Source organism: Rhodococcus sp. PAE-6 (assembly GCF_025290685.1).
GTDB lineage: Bacteria > Actinomycetota > Actinomycetes > Mycobacteriales > Mycobacteriaceae > Rhodococcus > Rhodococcus pyridinivorans.
The window spans coordinates 1-17506 of sequence record NZ_JAOCLZ010000031.1; the positions used below are offsets into that span (position 1 = coordinate 1).

Annotated in this window: 14 protein-coding genes and 1 pseudogene; 11 read left to right on the forward strand and 4 right to left on the reverse strand. The window is 63.2% G+C overall.

The genetic code is table 11. The annotated features are described in order from the left end of the window. The first annotated feature begins 111 nt into the window (after window positions 1-111). The 4 genes from NVV99_RS25155 to NVV99_RS25170 all read left to right on the forward strand — a co-directional run bounded on the left by NVV99_RS25155 (window position 112) and on the right by NVV99_RS25170 (window position 2367). Entirely contained in the window at window positions 112-555 is a 444-nt protein-coding gene (locus NVV99_RS25155) for a hypothetical protein (protein WP_260783198.1), read from the forward strand. 151 nt (window positions 556-706) lie between these two features. Beyond that, window positions 707-1702 carry a hypothetical protein gene (locus NVV99_RS25160; RefSeq protein WP_144376987.1) on the forward strand — a complete coding sequence of 332 codons (996 nt, stop codon included), beginning with the start codon at window positions 707-709 and terminating at the stop codon, window positions 1700-1702. 11 nt (window positions 1703-1713) lie between these two features. Further along, on the forward strand, window positions 1714-1884 hold the full coding sequence (locus NVV99_RS25165) for a transposase family protein (RefSeq protein ID WP_260783201.1): 171 nt from the start codon (window positions 1714-1716) through the stop codon (window positions 1882-1884). 231 nt (window positions 1885-2115) lie between these two features. Continuing rightward, window positions 2116-2367 (forward strand): ISL3 family transposase, encoded by a 252-nt coding sequence (locus NVV99_RS25170; protein ID WP_024103602.1) that lies wholly within the window; start codon window positions 2116-2118, stop codon window positions 2365-2367. Window positions 2368-3069: 702 nt separating this feature from the next. Here the strand turns inward: NVV99_RS25170 and NVV99_RS25175 are convergent. Continuing rightward, window positions 3070-3282, reverse strand: coding sequence for a hypothetical protein (locus NVV99_RS25175; protein WP_144376986.1), 213 nt, complete (start codon window positions 3280-3282; stop codon window positions 3070-3072). Window positions 3283-3503: 221 nt separating this feature from the next. Between NVV99_RS25175 and NVV99_RS25180 the strand changes: the two genes are divergently transcribed. Then, a complete protein-coding gene (locus NVV99_RS25180; RefSeq protein WP_144376985.1) occupies window positions 3504-4454 on the forward strand; it encodes a hypothetical protein in 951 nt (316 codons plus the stop codon). 840 nt (window positions 4455-5294) lie between these two features. Here the strand turns inward: NVV99_RS25180 and NVV99_RS25185 are convergent. After that, a complete protein-coding gene (locus NVV99_RS25185; protein ID WP_260783199.1) occupies window positions 5295-6194 on the reverse strand; it encodes a LysR family transcriptional regulator in 900 nt (299 codons plus the stop codon). A 9-nt stretch (window positions 6195-6203) separates the two neighbouring features. Between NVV99_RS25185 and NVV99_RS25190 the strand changes: the two genes are divergently transcribed. Both NVV99_RS25190 and NVV99_RS25195 read left to right on the forward strand, forming a co-directional pair. After that, window positions 6204-7451: a YbfB/YjiJ family MFS transporter gene (locus NVV99_RS25190; protein WP_024103599.1), complete on the forward strand. Its 1248-nt coding sequence runs from the start codon at window positions 6204-6206 to the stop codon at window positions 7449-7451. 12 nt (window positions 7452-7463) lie between these two features. Next, on the forward strand, window positions 7464-8486 hold the full coding sequence (locus NVV99_RS25195; protein WP_024103598.1) for a nitronate monooxygenase family protein: 1023 nt from the start codon (window positions 7464-7466) through the stop codon (window positions 8484-8486). A 609-nt stretch (window positions 8487-9095) separates the two neighbouring features. Here the strand turns inward: NVV99_RS25195 and NVV99_RS25200 are convergent. Beyond that, entirely contained in the window at window positions 9096-9881 is a 786-nt protein-coding gene (locus NVV99_RS25200) for a sulfite exporter TauE/SafE family protein (protein WP_024103597.1), read from the reverse strand. A gap of 85 nt (window positions 9882-9966) precedes the next feature. On the opposite strand from NVV99_RS25200, the gene NVV99_RS25205 reads away from it, so the two are divergent. Beyond that, window positions 9967-10752: a helix-turn-helix transcriptional regulator gene (locus NVV99_RS25205; RefSeq protein WP_024103596.1), complete on the forward strand. Its 786-nt coding sequence runs from the start codon at window positions 9967-9969 to the stop codon at window positions 10750-10752. A 284-nt stretch (window positions 10753-11036) separates the two neighbouring features. On the opposite strand, the gene NVV99_RS25210 is transcribed toward NVV99_RS25205, so the two are convergent. Next, a complete protein-coding gene (locus tag NVV99_RS25210; protein WP_144376984.1) occupies window positions 11037-12221 on the reverse strand; it encodes a CdaR family transcriptional regulator in 1185 nt (394 codons plus the stop codon). A 152-nt stretch (window positions 12222-12373) separates the two neighbouring features. Between NVV99_RS25210 and NVV99_RS25215 the strand changes: the two genes are divergently transcribed. The 3 genes and pseudogenes from NVV99_RS25215 to NVV99_RS25225 all read left to right on the forward strand — a co-directional run. Further along, complete coding sequence (locus tag NVV99_RS25215; RefSeq protein ID WP_041803622.1) at window positions 12374-15877, forward strand: indolepyruvate ferredoxin oxidoreductase family protein; 3504 nt, start codon at window positions 12374-12376, stop codon at window positions 15875-15877. Between the two features lie 253 nt (window positions 15878-16130). Further along, a complete protein-coding gene (locus tag NVV99_RS25220; protein ID WP_080678567.1) occupies window positions 16131-16646 on the forward strand; it encodes a YciI family protein in 516 nt (171 codons plus the stop codon). A 370-nt stretch (window positions 16647-17016) separates the two neighbouring features. After that, a pseudogene (locus NVV99_RS25225) lies at window positions 17017-17506 on the forward strand (IS21 family transposase); the annotation flags it as partial.

A 17506-nucleotide genomic window follows, 5' to 3' on the forward strand; every position in this document is an offset into this window, starting at 1 on the left:
AAGCCGCTGCCTCCGCTACCCTCGCGGAAGCGGCATAACCGAAATGACACCGTGTCCAAGGTCAGGGGTTAAGGCCCCTCCGCCCGGCTTCCACCACACGCCAAGAACGCCATGCGCATCGCCGCCGGACTCGAAGCGTGCGTCGTCGACAACAACGTCATGACCATCGCCGCCCTCGACCCGCACGATCCCCGCACCCACAAGGTTCGCGTCGCCGGCACCGCCGCACTGCTGGTCGCCAAGACCCACAAAATCCACGAACGCCTCGACTCCCCAAACCGACTGCAGAACAAAGACGCCCACGACGTCTACCGCATGCTCGTCGCCTCCGACCCCGACAACCTCGCCGACACTTTCCACCAACTCCTGGACGATCCGATCAGTGCTGCCACGACCGAACAAGCACTGACCTGGCTTCCCGAAATATTCGGCAGCCCGTCCGCGATCGGTGCCGTGATGGCAGGCCAGGCCGAAGAAGGCATCGGCAACCCCGGGCAAGTATCGATCAACACCTCGCTGCTGGCAGTCGAGTTAATGGACGCACTCAACGGATAGCAGCGGCGCGACACCGCCATTCACCTGCGGACACAATGCGCCAGGCGCGCACATATTATAAGGAGCATAACTCGCGGGTACGCAAAGACCCCGATATGTACAAGCAGACGATTCTGGAATCACAGCTAAAATAAGTAGATAGAGGATTTCTGTGGAACAGATAAAAAAGCTAAGCAACTTGATGGTACAGAACCGTGCATTGGTGCTAACCTCCGTTAGCATTTCGGCAGCACTTCTTCTTTTGTCCTGGTGGGTCTCACCCGAAAGCAGATCGCCCTGGTTAAGCAATGTTCTCACCTGCATAGGTGTCACGTTGCTCCTTGCGATTCCTGTCACAGTTATCGCAAATGCAATGGATTCGCGCCTCGCTGACGTCGACACGAAGACCGACCGAGCACAGTCCACTGCGAACCACGCGTCCGAAGTCGCAGCCGAAGCGAATAGGTCACTGCAGCAGATCGAAGACATGCTGGTTGAAAAGCAACTGCGCGAACACGAGGACCACCTCGGTGTCTATCGCCGCCTGATCGATTCCCCTTCTCGAGAAACACTGTTGACAGCACTACATCGCGCAATTGACGAGGGATTTGCCAGCGACAAGTTTCTCCTCAGTGAGATCTGGGAGACCCCGCTCTATTGTCGCTTTTCCGCCGACTTCGAGCATGATGTCCTGGACGTAGATCTCGTGACACTGGACGGTACACTACATGCCACTCACCAATGGGAACCCGAAGAAGACACCGCAAGTTTTCTTGAGCGCCTCCTCATCTCGGTTCGTGCCACCGGACATGGACTCGGCGTAGGGCTGGACCTTCCGACCCTCCCGTTAAAGCACCTGGCCGACACCCTCATCACCGCTGCTCGCCTTACTGCCCAGAAGCTTAATCCTGTCGGAGAAAAACTAGACAAAATCATCATGATGAACCGCACATACACCGATATTGATGTGGAGACCCTTGAGGGTGTTTGGTTCTTTACTGAAACCGACTTGGTTCCAGCCGATCATGTATATCCGATCTCATACATGGAGCTCCTTGCAGGACCTAGCCTGGAGGAGCATATTCAGCGCACCCGTGGACATTGGCTAGGCATCGACCAAGCACTAAACGAAGCCCGCGTACTGGCTGGGCTACTTCTTAAGACCTAGCCACAATTCGGATCACAGCCCACCCACGAGGCAACGAAGGGCGGTGCCCGAAGTGCGGCACTGCGTCGAGGCGCATGCACTCGCGCTATCGGCGCCAGCCCGCCGACACGGCGATAGGCGCACATCCGGTCATCCTCGATCTGTTAGTTCGCAGATTCTTCTGCGACAGAGGACAGCTGTAATGCAACAACATTCGCCGAGCAGATACCAGGATTGACACAACGCTGGGCTCGACGAACCACGCTGCTCGACACGATGATCGAAGCGATCGAACTGGCCGTGGCCGGCCGCGCCGATGTCCGCCGCGCCGCCCGACTCGGAATACACGTCAGCAGGGACACGCTGCCCAGTGTCGTGCGGACGATTGAAGGATCAGCCGATCGAGACCACGCCGATCTTGGGGATCGACGACTTTGCGCTGCGCCGCGGCCACGTCTACTTCGGCCGTCATCGTCGGCCTCAGCACGAGCCGACCGATCGATCTGCTGCCCGACCGAACCAGCGATACCGTCTCCACCTGGCTGCAGGCGCATCCCGGGGCCGAGATCGTGTGCCGCGACCGAGCCGGCGCCTACGCCGAGGCCGTCCGGATCGGGGCACCGGATGCGGTGCAGGTCGCCGACCGATGGCACCTGTGGCGCAACTTGATCGGGCAGCGGAGATAATTGGCGATGCATGCTCGGTGCAACCATGGCTTCCTGGGCTGACACGGTTCGGATCGACGCGAGAGGGCCGGACGGGCTGTTCTGCCGGTCCGGCCTGGTGTCGGATGTCTCGCCTCAAGAGTGTTCCGCCGGCGACCAGCAGCTCGACGTCCCTACGGCCTGGGGCGACGCCGTACCCGCGGCGTCGAATAACCGAAGTGTCGAACCCGACCCTTCTTTCCCGACCGCGGGGTGCCGCACCACCTGCTGTGCGCCGGTGCGTGCTGTAAACCGCCCTCATACCTCTCCCGCACCACCAGGCGCTGGAACCCAGCGCCAAGGAAGCACACGCCGGACCACCGGACCATCAGTGGAAGCTCACATCGGACGCCTTCGCGATGCCCTTCGACGGTCGCGTCACGCCGAGTGGAATCGGGCTGATGCCAAGGCGGATCCACCGTAGCTACAGACACTCCCGTCCTGACCCCCAACAGGGATGTGGGCACTGTCCGAGACAGTTGATCGCCGAGGTCCGTGCCGCGCGCATCCCGGTCAGCGCGGTCCGGCGGTGGGTGTGTAGTCGGAAAACAACCGGCGGTGGATCGCGTCCGTCATATTCGGCCCGGGCGCGGTCTGCTCCGCCGTGGGGTCCGGTCGGCGCCGAGGCTCGCGCGGGTCACGGCGACGGTCGGATGCGTCGGTGCTGCGATAGTCCATGTGCCATCACGCTTTCTGCTCGGTGAACGACGCGGTGGGAATAGGGGTCAGCATCGATGATGCCATCCCCAGCGCCACACCGCCGTCGACCACGAGGCCGCATCCACCGATCCCCGGCACCAACCGCGCAGCGGAGAGCCGGCGCCGTGGGGATGCCGTGAGTTGGTAGTTGCGGCCCGACCGCGCAGAGGACACCAGTGGATGCGAGGCGGCACTCATCCTCCCCACCCATTGGCCCTACATATCGACCACTCTCACGTAGGTTTGTCGAAGTTCGCGTAATCGAGCATGGCTCGGGTCATCTCGGCGCGCGGGTGAGATGGGCACGATTACCGGTACTGCAGAGAACGCACACCATTGACGGGGAGAACAGCTGCATGGCGTTATATCGCTCGGGAAGAGCCCTGATCTGTACCGCCACCGCTGTCACGGCACTGGGTTTGAGTTTGCCAAGTGCCAGTGCACAGGACACACCAGCGGCTACGTACACCCAGTCCACGGTCCTGAATGTCACCCGGGGAGAGCAGGCTCGCGACGTCGCGGTCGATGACGCCGGCAACACCATGGTCCTGGTCGGACTCAACGGCGGCACCGGGGCTCGAATCACGTACATCGGTACCGACGGAACACAATGGGGTTTCACCGTCGACGCTCCCGGTGGTGGCAGCGGTATCGCCCGGGCCACCGATGGCACCATCGTCTACACGGTGGGAAGTTCGCTCTCACCTACGGGAGAGGTGGCGCCGGGCTGGGTGACTGGAATCCCCCCGGGTGGGGGTGCCGCCCAGATATCTCTCGCAGTCCACAACCCCTGCGATGTGGCCACGGACGGTACCGAACTCGTGGTCCTCGACTGCGGGACCGGCAACAACGACGCGCAGGTCATCCGAGCGGACATCACCAGTGGCGACACCACTCAAACCGTCACCGGATTCGTACAACCACGGGGTGTCGACCTGGACCGGGCCGGCAACATCCTGATCGCGGATGCGCAGCTCGGGGACGGAAATTCGGCGGTGGTGACCGTCGGGCGTGACGGAACCCGCACCGAGACCGTGGTACCCGGGTTCGATCTGCTCGATGTCGCCGCTGCAACTGACGGATCGCCGGTGCTCGCGGGTGCGGAAGGGAACGCTCCTCGAATCGTCCGCCTCGGGGCAGATGGCACCCGCACTGTGCTGCCCTTCACCGGTGTCGTCTACCCCACCGGTGTTGCAGTCGGACCCGAGGATGCGGTCACCGTCTCGTATCTCGAGGGCAGCAGCACCACCTCGGTCAGCCGTGTCGTGAAACTTGTTCCGGATCCTGCCCCCGAACCGGAACCAGAGCCGGAACCGGAACCCACTCCGGTATTACCACCGATTTTCGGCAGCAGTGGCAGCAGCGAATAGCTGACATCCGGCCCTTTCCCGTCGTCGATCAGCATCGGGTGCTGATCGGCGACGGGCCGACTGGTAGCGGCGTTCAACGCCGTCAGTGAGGTCAAGGACCGATCACCCGGCCGACGACGAAACGGGAATCCGCCGCGGTGATCACCAGCACCGGAAGCAATGGGAAGGCGCAATCTTCGCGGGATCCTTTGGGGCGGAATCCTTCCACTGCGATCATTCATCTCACGTCCACCAGCGGCAATGCATGCCCCGGAGTCTGTCCTCGCTTCGCGAGGGTCGACCGTCGAGAGTCCCGTCCTTCGCGGATCTTCGGCCCCCTCGGTCAGTTTGTGCGCACCAGTGCAGCACGGGTGAGATCGACGAGTGTGCCGACCGTATCGAGGCACGTGCTCGCGTGTCGACCGGACCTGAGGGTTACCGACGCCCCGTACCCCTATAGCCCATAGGGGATATAGGGGTGGCGGCTCGAGAACGGAGAACCCAGAGACGTGCTCCGACCGCATGGACGCTGCCCACCTTGAGACCGTGCCGCCAGCAGCGACAGCCCAGGACCACGCGGGCAGCGGCAAACGAACGCCAAAACCTGCCCGTGCGGTGCCGTGACACGGCGGAACGCCAACATGACACGGCGGAACTCCAACCGCGGCCGACCACGACAGTTCCACGCGCCGGTAGAGCACAGGAGCCCATCTGTGCAGTGAACCGCCTCGTCCTTCGATACCGTGCCGGCCATGGGCACGACCCTGCACGCATCCCACCCCTGACCGCACATCACCGCCGCCCTTCGCGGCCGAGGACCGCGCCGAATGGATCCGCGCCTTGTCGTCGAGCGTAGGAGGGTCACACTTGCGCGGTGGCCACGTCGACGAAACGGCGCACAAGGCCGCCCGCCGTGCGGGGGATCCACACAAGATCCAGGGGCACCAGAGGCGCGCCGGAAAGGGCGATGAAAACGACCCCGGCATGAGCATGCGTAGAAGTCGCCGACAGAGGTGTCGCTCCCACACCCCTGTCCGCGGCGATGAGTGCGATCCACTCGTCGTACGTGTCGCACTCGACGATCTGACTGGGGCGACGCTCGAGAGACCACAGGTCCGGCCGGGTGTTTCCGCTGGTGGTGTTGATGATGACAGGGTACTGACTGAGCTCGTTCCAGGAGATCTGCTTCCGCCCGGCGAGCGGTGACCGGCTGCTTACGGCTGCGACGCGGGGTTCTTCGAACAATGTCACAGAGGTTGTATTCGCGGCCGTAACAGGATGCCGGGCGAACGCGACGTTGACGTCGCGGCGTTCGAGGGCCGCGGCCAGGTCGTCGCGGCGCATAAGACGCGTGGCGGCGCCGGTGGTTTCCTCGAAGGCGGCGAGGACTTCGCCGGCCCATGGGTCCGGCAGTGCCCATGAGAACCCGATCCGTAGCTCGCGTTCACCCCGAGCCTCGGCGATGGTCAAGTCGAGGTCGCGCAGAAGCGTTTGGGCGCGGGCGTGGAAGGTTCGGCCGACGTCGGTCAGCTCGACCGAACGGGAGGTGCGCTCGAGGAGCTTGGTGTCCAGGATCTGTTCGAGTTGCTGGATGGTACGGGTGAGAGCGGGCTGGGTGATGAGCAGTCGTCGGCTTGCCCCCGTGAAAGATTTGCTCTCCGCTACGGCGGTAAAGGCACGCAGGTGCCTCAACTCCACGTCCATAACTGACAAGCATAGATGGTGCGCAATCAGTATTTCCCTACCGAACTCTCCGTGCATAACGTCGCCATGACAGCACGCACGGACCTGGACTGGAACGGCGGACGGGAGAGTTGGGAAATGACGGGCAGCACGAGCACGGAATGGCTGATTGCGATGAGGGCGGCCGCCACGCTTGCCGCCGCGGTCGGTGTGGGCCGGTTCGTGTTCACGCCCATCCTGCCGCTGATGCAGACGCAGGCGGGAGTAACCCCACAGCTGGGGGCGACGATGGCCACCGCCAACTACCTCGGCTACCTCGTCGGCGCCGTTGCGGCGATACTCGTGCCTGTACTGGGATGGACCGCGTTGGCGATGCGGCTCAGTGCGGTCTCGGTCGTCGCGTCATTGGCGGCGATGCCGCTGCTCACCTCTCCCGAAGCATGGATCGCGTTGCGGGGGATCGCCGGGGGCGGCGGCGCGATCATGTTCGTCGCGGCCGCCGGCGCCGTGCTGAACGGGATCTCCCCGCGCTCCCGCCACTTGGCCGGGTGGGCGTACGGCGGCGTGGGAGCTGGTATCACTCTGTCCGGCGCGGCCGTGCTGCTGGTCGCTCTGATCGGCGACTGGCGGATCGCGTGGTGGGCAGCCTCAGCACTCGCCGCCGCCCTGACGACGCTCGGCTGGAAGCTGATCAACCCGCAGCCCCCGGGCGTAACCGTCCCCCCGCCGAGGAAGATTCCTCGACCACACCGCTGGTTCGTGCCGCTCGTCATCGCGTACTTCCTCGAGGGTGTCGGCTACATCGTCGCAGGCACATTCCTCGTCGCCGCCGTCACCGCTGCGGTCCCGGGTCCTCTGGGAAAGGCGACGTGGATCGTCGTCGGGTTGGCAGCGATCCCGTCCTGCGTGCTGTGGGCCTGGCTGAGCGTGCGAGTGAGCCATCCGACGCTGCTGACAACCGCGCTCGGCTTGCAAGCCGCCGGCATGGTGCTCGCCGGTCTCGATCTGGGCGCCGTCGCGGCGATCGTGGCCGCATTGCTGTTCGGCGGCACCTTCATGGGGGTGACCACTCTCGCTCTGGACGCTGGCCGTCACCTGCAGGTCCCCGCCGCGGTCGCGATTCTCTCAGCCATGTACGCGATCGGTCAGACGATCGGCCCCGTCGCCGTCGCCCCGCTGCTCGCGAACGGTTTTCACACCGCGCTGTTCACCGCCGGTGGTGTCGTTGCTTTCTCTGCCGTCGGAACAATCCTGTTGCGCATCCGCTACCCACATCCGCGCATCTCCCTGCCCTCCGCAGCGGTACCGAATCCCGAACCCGCCCTACAACGATGAAAGAAACCCTCTATGATCACTCCACTTCTGAACTCCCGATGGCCGATTGTCGCCGCACCCATGGCCGGAGGACCCTCGACGGTCGCCCTCGCGCGCACTGTCGCCTCCGCCGGCGGCTTCCCGTTCATCGCCGGTGGCTACAAGACGCCGAACACCCTGGCCGCAGAGATCGACGAGACCCGCACGTTCACAGTGGAGTTCGGGGTGAACCTGTTCGTCCCTTCGAAGGATCCGGTGAACGAGGCCGCATTCGTGGCCTATGCGGGGGAGCTGAAAACGGAGGCCGAGCAGTACGGCCTGGAGCTCGACCTTTCCCCGGTCACCGACGACGACTGGTGGGACGAGAAACTCGCACTGCTCACTGAGAACCCGGTCCCCGTGGTGTCACTGACCTTCGGACTGCCTCACCCGGACGACATCGCCGCGCTGCAGAAGGCAGGGAGCCGAGTGCTCGCCAGCGTCACCACCCCCGACGAAGCACGCCTTGCCCGAGAAGCCGGAGTGGACGGGCTCGTCGTGCAGGGACCTGACGCGGGTGGGCACAGCGCCACCTTCGACCCCTCTCGGGCCCTCGCTGCTGTCGACACTGCCACCCTCGTCCGGCAGGTGCTCGAGACAGTGCATCTGCCGGTGATCGCCGCCGGCGGGATCGACGGGCCCGATGCGGTGCGCCGGATGCTCGATGCCGGCGCACAGGCTGCCGCGGTCGGAACACTGCTGTTGCGCACCGACGAGGCCGGTACCTCCCTCACCCACAAGCAAGCGCTCGCCGACCCGGCGTTCACCGAAACCGTCCTGACTCGCGTGTTCACCGGCCGTCCGGCGCGGGCGTTGCGGAACGGATTCATCGACCGCCACCACCGGACCGATCTGAGCGCCTACCCGGCCGTGCACCACCTCACCCGGGCGCTGCGGCAAGCTGCAGGTGAAGCCGGCGACACCGACCGACTCCACCTGTGGGCCGGAACGGGTTGGCGCAACGCCACTACCGGCTCCGCCGCCGCCGTCATCCGCCACCTCACCGACAGAATCTGAAAATCGTCCCGTTCAATGCTGTCGACGCGAGACAAGCACACGGACAGATCCTCCTCACCGCTCGCGAGCATGGTGACTTGGCGGAGACGATCCCGAGGTATCTTGCCTGACGAGAACTTTTTCGAGTGCGATCTGTGCCGTGCCGGTGGCGGAACGCCGCGCGCGATAGGTGGGTGCGACACAGTTGTCGGCGAGACTGCGAATAGAAATTCCCCTCATGCCTTTGGAGACGCCACGGACGGCGCGGTGCACCGGCGAACACCTGCCGAAATCCGGAAGACGTACCGTCCGAGATCGCCTCGCAGGCTGTCGAATGCGAGGACGAACCATATGGCGGGAGTCTGCGGCCGAGTGACGTGTTGCTCCGATTCCAGGCCGCCGGGCCCGCTCGACCGCTTCGACATCGACCTCCTTTCCGAAGTCGGGTCCAAGTGGTTCGCCGCACGCCCCGCGGGTCGGCAGTCCCGAGCGGACCGGATGTGCGAGGCAGTGCTCGACCGCATCGGGGCACGCACTCCTCACTGACGTGTGCCTTGACTGTGCCCGTCGCTGCGTGGTTGCAGACGGAGACCGACTGACACCGACATGCCACCGCGCTGGCTCACGGTCTCAGACCAGCAGCATGGCGATAAGGCTCATACTCAGCAACGTGACGTACGCATAGGCGTGGATTCGGTCGGGGACGTGTCGGACGAGTCTTCTGGTGACCACGATCGTGGGCAGTGAGGTGGACAGAAGCACACCGGCAGCAAGCATGTCGACATAGCCGATGGACCCCGACGCCACACGGTCACCGACGAGGGCGTAGACGAGTGTGCCGATCACCGCAACGGGCACGGTGAGCGGGTTGGCCAGCGCGGTCGCGGCCGCCATAGGTAGACCTCTCCGGCGCAGCAACGGAACGGTCATCACGCTCCCACCCACCCCCAGAAAGCTGGCGATCACCCCGATCCCGATTCCGATCCCCCCGGTCACGGCCACGCGTCCTCCCAGCGGACGGGGTGCACCGTCGGGGACAGCCAGAAATCCGGCACGCACGATGCTGTCGGTGATCGTCACAACGAGATAGACGATGAAAACGACGTGGATGAACGACTCGGTTGCATGGACCGCAGCCGGCGCACCGACGAGTGCCCCTGCTGCTACGAAACCGATGAGCGGCCATAGATATCGACGATGGACACGCACCACGGTCCGCGCGGCGACCGTAGCGATCGCGGCGTTGACGATCATCACTGCAGTGGACGTTGCGACCGCAACATGCATGGCATCGGCGCGGTCGCCCGCGATCATGTAGATCACGGGGACGACGACAAACCCACCACCGAAGCCGAACAGTGCGGTGGTGATTCCGGTGAGAAGACCGAAGGCGAGAAGAGTGAGAACAGGCGTCACTGCTGTCACGATAAGCAGCCACGGGGCGGCGGGCATTCGCCAGCCTGCCACTTTCGTTCGAGAACCGGACAGTATCGTTGCAGGTGTGCGGAACGCCCAACTGGACAAGTACGACGCGCTCGATCGTGCTGTCTTGGCGATCGGTACCGACTACCCGTACGGCCGGATGCTCGCCCCTCACCGCCACCGCCGAGCTCAAGTCCTCTACGGAGTCGGCGGCGTAATGGACGTGACAACCCGGCACGGCACCTGGATCGTGCCGCCGCAGCGTGCCGTGCTCATCCCACCCGACACCGAGCACGCAGTGACGATGTGGGGAGTCTCGACTCAAAGCCTGTATATCGAACCCGCTGCTGCGCCCTGGTTTCCGACATCGTGCACGGTGGTTGACGTCTCTCCCCTGTTGCGCGAGCTGCTCGCCGCCGCCACGGAGTTGCCCATCGATCACGCTGTTCGAGGCCGGGACGCCACACTCATGACGCTGATGCTGTACGAGATCGCGCGTTCGACCTCACTACCACTGGAACTTCCCGTACCAGCGGACCCGGCACTGCGGACACAGTGCGAGATGTTCCTGCGCAACCCGGACATTCGTACCGCCCCACGATGGTGGGCTCAAGCACTCGATGTCAGCGAACGGACGGTACACCGCATGTTCCGGCACGAGATGTCGATGAGCGTCAGCCAATGGCAACGTCGAGCCTGCGTGCTGTATGCCATCCGGAGGCTGGTCGCCGGCGACTCCGTATCGACCGTCGCCGTCGACCTCGGTTACGCCACCCCATCGGCGTTTTCGACGATGTTCCACCGGGTCACCGGCTCAGCCCCCGCGTCATTCAGGTCGGGACGCCACACCCCCGGCACCAGATGAGTAGCGCGCCGACCCGCCGACCGCTGTCAGACATGTGCCCGCACGCAGTAGCTCGAATGTGCAAGACGCACGCATACCGATCCCTGATCGAACCGGGCTGACGTAGAGAACACGATTCGGCCTGCGACCGCGATCGCAAGGCCGAACCAGATCACGGTTCCAGGAGGTGTACCCACCCGCCCGAAGGCCACTGACGTCTGCCCCACCTCGGTGAATGCCACGGCCCCATCGTCGATCGATGTCAGGTCGCCTGAGTCACACATGACGGCGAAGTATCGATTGCGCTAAAGCCACCTGGAATCGATCGTATTTCCTTCAACACCACTGGAGTTCGACAATACGTCTGTGAGTGCGCACGCGACGACCGACTGCATGAGGCCCGGGAATGTTCGAGGGTCCAGACCCGTGAGATCGTGCCAGCGGCTGAGCCGATAGACCACTGTGTTGGCGTGCAGATGATTGGTACGCGCGCATCCCGTGATCGACATATCCGACTCCGCGAATGCAACGACCGTGTCGCGTAGAGATGGATGCGCGCCGGCAATTTCGGCGATGCGAAGAATCTCCTGATCAAGGAGGTCGGCTCGACTCATCACACAGTTGGTAACCCAATCTTCGCGGAATCTACTGACCGGACTGTGATGAGATGTCGCAGACAGGGCGAGCTGCGCTTGCCGCAAGGACCGTGACGCCCCGAGAACCCCATTGTGGTTGGATCCGACGCCGACCCTGAAGGCGGCGGTCGTGAGTGCGTCCACGATTTGGCCGATGCTCTGGTCGTCGGTCTGCGCCAAAAGGACACGTACGGACCCAACTCCACCGTGAACGATGATCGGTCCGTTCAGGAAGTGCAGGTCGGGTTCGGCAGTGTTCTGTGAATCCGGCCGGACCGTGGTGTAAGCCAACCCCACAAACGTTTGATCTACATCGAATCCGAGATATGCCGCCAATCGATGCGCCTCGGCGTCGAGTGTGCGCGCGTTGAGCAGATCGATCAATCGCTGGGACACTGCCATCTGCACGCGGTCACGCGCCCGGGTCTCGGAGCCATGTGCCAGGGCAAGGGTGGATGTCACAGCTTGCAGCGACTCCAGCATGAGTGACGCCAGTTCCGGCAACAGGGCCTGCGCTTCCCCCGGCGCTCCACTCAAGTTTCTCCACAGTTCGCGGTCCCCGACGTGATACGCCCTGATGACGACATCGAGCGCGATGCCCTGACGAGCACGACGTCGGGCCAAAGCTCGAGCCTCGTCGAGGTCGTCGTGGTTCCAGGCTCGTCTTTCGCTGAACGCAACGAGTCTGCGCCTGAGTTGTTCGCGGACAGCTGCACGATGCTCGGGGTAAGGGACCAAGGCGAAGTCGGCGAGTTCGTTGCGAATCCGCGCGACAGCGTCATCAGTGATTGCCTCGAGTCGTTCGAGTGCAGAGTTGACGGCGTCGACGACCGGCCCCCAGGAAACGTGACTCAAGAAGGTCCCCTTTGTGAGAATGTCACAAGCATAGCCGCTCCGGTCCGGCTTTCTTGGCTGAGTATTCGGTGGTTCGCTACCGCGAGACACGGGAGAATGTCACAAGGTATTCGAACACCCAGCCGTTGGGTCAGGTAAAGCAGGAGGCGGTTGTGCCTGAGTTGCACACGCGAGATTTCACCTTGAGTGACCGATACAACATGACGGACGGCGAGTTGTTCCTGACAGGCCTTCAGGCTCTTGTTCGTGTTCCGCTGGAGCAGAGCCGCAGAGATGCCCGAACGGGCATGCGGTCAGCGATCTTGATCAGTGGGTACGAAGGCTCACCGCTTGCCGGATACGATCTCGAGCTCAACCGGCAGCGTGAACTCCTGGACGAGCAGACCATCGTATTTCGACCGGGCGTCAACGAAGAGTTGGCCGTCAATGCTGTACAGGGTTCTCAACTGGCTTCTGTTTCGCCGAATTGCGAGTACGACGGCGTCGTGGGTGTTTGGTACGGCAAGGCGCCGGGACTGGACCGTGCAAGCGACGCTCTGCGTCACGCCAATCTCGGCGGGGTTGCACCGAACGGAGGTGCACTGGTTCTCGTCGGAGACGATTCGATTGCGAAGTCCTCGACCGTGCCGAGTAGCTCCGAGACAGCAATGGCAGAACTCGGCCTCCCGATCCTCGTGCCTTCGGATCCCCAGGAGGTCCTCGACTTCGGACTGCACGCGATCGCCATGTCGCGATTCAGCGGCTTATGGGTCGGCATGAAGCTCGCCACCAATGTCGTCGACGGTGCGGCGACGGTGCGCGTCGACGACACCCGAGTCTCGGTGACCATGCCCAGCCGGGTGATCGACGAAATCGAGTATTCGCACCAGGTTTCATCGGACTTTCTCCAGCCGAATCTGGCCAGGCTGGAGAAGAGCTTGATGTACGAGCGGGTCGAACTTGCCACCAGGTACGTTCGGACGAACGAGATCAACCGGAGCATCGGCGACGCCCAGGCGAAGCTCGGCGTGATCACCGCCGGCGCGTCCTTCCGCGACACCCTTCAAGCACTCGAGCGCATCGGAATCTCCGAGTCCGATCTCGGACAGTCCGGTATTCGCATCCTCAAGCTCGGCGCGATCAACCCGCTCGACCAGGACATGGTGCGCGAGTTCTGCGACGGCCTCGACGAGGCTGTGGTCATCGAGGAGAAACGGGCATTCGTCGAACTGGCCGTCAAGGACGCGCTCTACGGCGTTCTCGGAGCACCTCGTGTAGTCGGGAAACGGGACGAGAAGGCTCGCCCTCTGCTCCGTGCCGACTCGGACTTGCCGCCGGAACTCCTGGCAGAAAAGCTTGATCAACGCATCCGCGCCGTGATCCCTCAGAAGGTGACCGAACTCGGACTGAAAGACGCCTCCCGACGTCCGACGCGGCTGACGCTGCCCCTCCTCACCCGCACGCCCTACTTCTGCTCGGGCTGCCCCCACAACCGCTCCACCGTCGTACCCGAAGGATCGCTGGTCGGCGCCGGGATCGGATGCCACGCGCTCGCCAAGATGATGCCCGAGGACCGCGTAGGCGAAATCGTTGCTCTCAGCCAGATGGGGGGCGAGGGCGCAAGTTGGGTTGGTATGGCACCATTCGTCAGCAATAACCACATGTTCCAGAACCTCGGCGACGGCACCTTCCACCATTCCGGCAGCCTCGCTATCCGAGCCGCGGTTGCCGCGGGAGTGAACATCACATACAAGCTTCTCTATAACGACGCCGTGGCGATGACCGGTGGCCAGAGTGCCATCGGAAAGATGTCCGTACCCCAGATCGTCCAGGAGCTGTTGGCCGAGGGCGTCAGTCGCGTCGTCATCACCACCGACGATGTCAAGAAGTACCGCAAGCTCAGACTGCCTCGTTCAGTGAACGTGCTCGACAGAGCGGAGCTGATCCCGATCCAGGAAGAGCTGGCCGCAACACCCGGAGTCACCGTGCTCATCCACGATCAGGAGTGCGCAACCGAATTGCGTCGCAAGCGAAAGCGGGGCCTCGTCGCAGATCCATCGACTCGGGCGTTCATCAACGAGCGTCTGTGCGAAGGCTGTGGTGATTGCGGACAGAAGTCGAACTGCATGTCCGTGCAACCCGTGGAGACCGCATTCGGTCGGAAAACCAGAATCGATCAGGCGTCATGCAACAAGGACTATTCTTGCCTCGATGGCGATTGCCCCTCGTTCGTCGCTGTCGAGCCGGGTGCATCCTCTCGTAAAGCGAAAGACGATCAGAGCCTGCCCGCACTTCCGGATCCTGTACTGAAGATCAACCCTGAAGCCTTCAACGTGCGGATCACCGGTGTCGGCGGCACCGGTGTGGTCACGGTGGCGCAGATCCTCTCCACCGCCGGCGCACTCGCTGGACTGCATGTTCGCAGTCTCGATCAGCTAGGAATGGCACAGAAGGGCGGCGCAGTCGTCTCCGACTTGAAGTTCTCGACCCGCCCGATCTCCGGAACGAACAAACTCGCCGAGGGCGATTGCGATCTCTATCTCGGATGTGACCTGCTGGTCGCAGCAGACAAGTCGAATCTGACAGTTGCCTCTTCCCAACGGACAGTCTCTGTGATCTCGACGGCGCAGGTGCCTACGGGATCGATGATCCTCCAGCCGGGTACGGCTTTTCCTTCGGTCGCATCGATCCGCGAATCGATCGACGCCACCAGCCGTGGGAATGAGTCGGTGTACGCAGACGCCCGGGAGATCGCCCACCGTGAGTTCGGGTCCGATCAGCTGGCCAACATGGTCCTGGTGGGCATGGCGGTACAGGCCGGTGCTCTGCCGATCCCGCTGGAATCTATCGAGAAGGCCATCGAACTCAACGGCGTCGCCATCGCCGCCAATCTCAGAGCCATCCGAGTCGGACGCATGCACGTCATCGAACCGACCGGCAGCGAGACCGCGATCCCATGGGCGGCCAACTCCCGAATGTTCGGCAACGCCACACAGTTGCGCGACGCACTGACCGGGCTCGCCGGCATCACCGAGGAACTCAAAGATCGTGTCGGGTTCCTGGCGGCCGACCTCGCCGACTACCATGACGTGAAGTACGCCCTGTCGTACGTCGGTTTCGTCAGCGACACCGCCGCGCGTGAGGCTCGGGCGCTGGGAACAACGGGTCCGCTGACCGCCACTGCAGCAGAATCCATGTTCAAGCTGATGGCCTACAAGGACGAATACGAAACGGCGCGTCACTACCTGGATCCCGACTTCGATCGGGCGGTGCGCGAGCAGTTCGGAGATGATGCGATCTACCGGTACAAGCTTCACCCCCCAGTGCTCCGAGCGATGGGGCTGAAGAAGAAGCTCTCCTTGGGGGCGTGGTTCAAGCCGATGCTCCACGTCCTACGTCGTAGCCGCAGGCTGCGTGGAACGCGACTTGATCCGTTCGGCTACGCGCTGGTACGCAAGATCGAACGCGCGCTGATCGAGGAGTTCGCTGAGTTGACTGCCGAAGTGCTGTCTCTCGTCTCACCGGAATCTGCCGACCAGGTCGCGGCCATTCTGGCGATGCCTCAGGAGATCCGCGGCTATGAACACATCAAGCTGGACAGTGTCGCCGAGTACCACCGGAAGGTGAACCAAGCGAGGGACCTCTTGCTCGCCCCGGGCGGGACCGAGGTCGCCTGACCTGCACGGAGTCCCGCCCAGCAACAAGCACACGAACGCCATCGCACGGCATCGGCCCTGGCATGGGGGCCGCTCCGGTGGCTTGTTCGAGAGAGCGCCATCGCGAACAAGCCACCTGACCTGCGGGTCGTGGGTGCGGCGCGGAGATGTCATCGCCTGAAAGGATGATTGCACTGCCGCGCCCGCCTGGTACCGCACCTGTACTTCAGAACACTTCATCAGTTTCACATGCACTCGTCATACAGACTGCCCAGTGGTCAAGACCAGCTTGATGACCACACTCCAGCCGACGCGCCTATCGTCGATCGACCCCATCGAAGGCGCCCTCGAATCCAGGAGAAAAATGACCCTGTACCTGGTCACGTATGTCCACCCCGACCCCGTCGGTTGGGAGCACTACTTGAAGCCCCACCTCGAATGGATCGCACAGCAGGTGGAGGCAGGAACCTTGCTCGCATCCGGCCCGACCACGGTTGCTGAGCTCGAGACCCGCAGCGCTGCACTACTTTTTCAGTGTGAAGACGAGGACACACTGCACCGAACCCTCGATTCCGATCCCTATCTGGTACACGGCCAGGTATCGAATATGACCTGTCAGGCCTGGGACCCGATCTTCGGAGTCTTGAACGAGAGGTCCAGCCGGGCAGGAAGGTCGACCGAGCGGACCGTTTCCGAGGTGCTCGCGATGTTCGGCCCGCACACGACCACGCGATGGAGTCCACCGCGGAAAACACGTTCAACACGCTCTCGAGTCGACTCTCGACAATAACCACGCGAGCGAAAACCTCTGCTGCGCCCAGTTCAATACCGAGACAGGTCACGAGATCGAACCTTCAATACCCGGCGCGGCATGTTGCTACGGGAACTCTACGAGGGGTTATTCCGATCTCGTGACCCGCATGGTTTCGCATGGGCACCGCAGACGGTGTGAACGTTCGCCTACGAAGCCGTTCACAGACGTCCAAGTCTCGGCCGGAGCGCTACTCCTGCACAGTGATGGTTGATGGCGCTCGCTGAAGTTCCCCAGTAACGCTCATCGAAATTCCCCACCCGTGTGGCACCGCCAATGAGGGCGGGTCTCCTCCGATGCTGATGGTCTCTGACCACACATCAGCCAGTCGAAGGAGACCCGCATTCTCATGCTGACATGGGAGGACGATGTGGAAGTACACGCCCTACGCAAACGAGGCTGGACGATCTCGGCGATCGCCCGTCACACCGGCCGCGACCGCAAGACCATCCGGGCCTATCTGAACAACGAACGCACCCCCGGGGTGCGCAAACGCACCGAACCCGACCCGTTCGAACCGTTCGTCGACTACATCACCTGCCGGCTGCGGGAAGATCCGCATCTGTGGGCGCGGACCCTGTGCGACGAACTCGAAGACCTCGGCTACCGGATGTCCTATCAGACGCTGACCCGGCAGATCCGCGACCGCGAACTCCGGCCGGTGTGTGAGCACTGCGCGAACGCGACCGACCGAGTGAACGCGGTCATCGAGCATCCACCCGGTGAGGAAACCCAGTGGGACTGGGTCGATCTGCCGAACCTACCGGCCTCTTGGGGGTGGGGGTCGATGGCGCATCTGCTGGTCGGCTCGCTCGCGCATTCCGGGCGCTGGCGCGGGG

Coding starts and splice junctions, on each gene's coding strand:
- NVV99_RS25190 (WP_024103599.1), top strand. CDS start 6,204: ATGACAGCACGCACGGACCTGGACTGGAACGGCGGACGGGAGAGTTGG.
- NVV99_RS25155 (WP_260783198.1), top strand. CDS start 112: ATGCGCATCGCCGCCGGACTCGAAGCGTGCGTCGTCGACAACAACGTC.
- NVV99_RS25195 (WP_024103598.1), top strand. CDS start 7,464: ATGATCACTCCACTTCTGAACTCCCGATGGCCGATTGTCGCCGCACCC.
- NVV99_RS25175 (WP_144376986.1), bottom strand. CDS start 3,282: ATGAGTGCCGCCTCGCATCCACTGGTGTCCTCTGCGCGGTCGGGCCGC.
- NVV99_RS25185 (WP_260783199.1), bottom strand. CDS start 6,194: ATGCACGGAGAGTTCGGTAGGGAAATACTGATTGCGCACCATCTATGC.